Source organism: Candidatus Burkholderia verschuerenii, from assembly GCF_001189365.1.
Lineage (GTDB): Bacteria > Pseudomonadota > Gammaproteobacteria > Burkholderiales > Burkholderiaceae > Caballeronia > Caballeronia verschuerenii.
The window spans coordinates 1-1791 of the sequence record NZ_LFJJ01000347.1 but is presented as its reverse complement, the minus strand read 5'-3'; the positions used below and the strand labels follow the sequence as shown (position 1 = coordinate 1791).

The window sequence follows — 1791 nt, the reverse complement described above, 5'->3', positions numbered from 1 at the left end:
TTCAGCTCAACATCATGCCTCAACCTCTACTCGTGCGCTGCAGACCTGGCTGAGATGTGCGTTTACGTCTGCACCAGACTGCGTCGTCGGGTCCATTCCGGCAAATTCAATTTTGCAGGCCAGACTACTTAACCGCATGACTGACCGCAATTTCGATAGTGCCAACGCGGTACTTCGCGAAGCAGCGCGAGTGGAATGACGCGAGGCTGGCGCCGTGCTGACATTTGGCTAAGAGCGCTAGGGTAATCCCTTGCTTTGATCGCGCGCAAGACACTGACAGAACGGCTACAGCGCCTGACGGCTTAGGAACATGCCGCTAGCCACTATAAATAAATTAAATGACCCAAAGGGTCATTTCCAATGATGTAGACACGAAACACGCGTTAGGATTAAAGAGCGTCGATTTGGGGCGCGGCCTGCACGGCGCTTTTGCAGGAGATGACCCGCGAAACGGCCTGACATCCGTCTAGCCATTTATTGCACAAGGAGGCTCTATGAAGTGGGAAACCCCTAGCTTCACCGATATGCGCTTTGGCTTCGAAATTACGATGTACATCGCCACGCGTTAATCCGGTAAAAACAGAACGGCCGCAATCAGCGGCCGTTTTGTTTTTCTTGCAGCGCATTCTTACGGCACACTCGCCGCAATCAAAGAATTGCTTATTTTCGCCCTGCATCATTCGATGAAGGGTTTTGCGCTTCCATTCCGCCCTTACCCGACGGCTCCGGCCGATTTCCCGATCCATAAGGCACTTCGGCCGTCTGATGCGGATGCTGGTCAAGCCGACGATTGGCCGGTTCGATTTCAGCCGCATTCGGTTTGCGCACGCCTTGTTTGGGATCGCCGCCCGTTGCCGCGCCCGGTCCCGGCTCATTACCGAACGACCCGCCGCCGCTCGCGCCGCTACCCGCGTCGCCCAAGGGCTTATCCGTGCTCTTCCGCTCTTCGTCATTCATGGTTGCTCTCCCTTCGTGTAGGCACGATAAGGCGAGCAACCATCATTCCTCAACTCGTCACAGCCGAACCGACGACCTGATTCGCGACCGCATCCACCGCTTGCTTGACGATGCCGACGATCTCATTGACTTCCGCGCGCGTCGTGACGAGCGGCGGCGCAAAGCCGAGAATATCGCCGTGCGGCATCGCGCGTGCGATCACGCCACGTTCGAGCGCGGCCGCCGATACCTTCGGCCCCACCTTGAGCGCGGCATCGAAAGGCTTGCGCCCTTCCTTGTCGGCCATGAATTCCAGTGCGGCCAGCATGCCCGCGCCACGCACCTCGCCGACGAGCGGATGCGCGTCGAACGCCGCATGCAACTGCTGCTGTAAATATGCGCCGACATCGGCGGCATTCTGCGTGAGGTTTTCGCGTTCGAGAATGTCTAGATTCGCAAGCGCGGCGGCCGCGCAAATGGGATGACCCGAATACGTCCAGCCGTGTCCCATCGGACCATACTCCTGCGAGCCCTTGTCGATCACGTCCCACACCTTCTCTCCGACAATCACGCCCGACAGCGGCGCATAAGCACTCGTCAGGCCTTTAGCGACCGTGATCAGATCCGGCTTGATACCGTAATGCTGCGCGCCCATCTTCGAACCGAGACGACCGAAGCCGCACACCACTTCGTCGGAGATCAGCAGAATGTCGTGCTTCTTCAGCACTTGCACGACCGAGTTTCATAATGCATCTCTCCCATTACAAACCAGGTAGTCTCAACACCTTCTCGTCTTGCAGCGCCTCGAAGTTCCGGGGTCTCCGCTCAATTACGCCCCGCACGCCTATCTGCACG

General features: G+C 57.8%; 2 protein-coding genes and 2 pseudogenes. 2 read left to right on the top strand and 2 right to left on the bottom strand.

All coding sequences use genetic code 11. From position 1 onward, the window contains the following. Both BVER_RS34915 and pqqA read left to right on the top strand, forming a co-directional pair. Positions 1-199, top strand: a pseudogene (locus tag BVER_RS34915) (hypothetical protein); the annotation flags it as partial. Positions 200-494: 295 nt separating this feature from the next. Further along, entirely contained in the window at positions 495-569 is a 75-nt protein-coding gene (gene pqqA / locus BVER_RS35455; RefSeq protein WP_008353049.1) for a pyrroloquinoline quinone precursor peptide PqqA, read from the top strand. A gap of 91 nt (positions 570-660) precedes the next feature. On the opposite strand, the gene BVER_RS28740 is transcribed toward pqqA, so the two are convergent. Both BVER_RS28740 and BVER_RS28735 read right to left on the bottom strand, forming a co-directional pair. Next, the gene (locus tag BVER_RS28740; protein WP_050456123.1) at positions 661-957 is read right to left on the bottom strand and encodes a hypothetical protein; all 297 of its coding nucleotides are present in this window, start codon (positions 955-957) and stop codon (positions 661-663) included. A gap of 49 nt (positions 958-1006) precedes the next feature. Further along, positions 1007-1675 (bottom strand): annotated as a pseudogene (locus BVER_RS28735) (aminotransferase class III-fold pyridoxal phosphate-dependent enzyme); the annotation flags it as partial. Between the last annotated feature and the right edge of the window lie 116 nt (positions 1676-1791).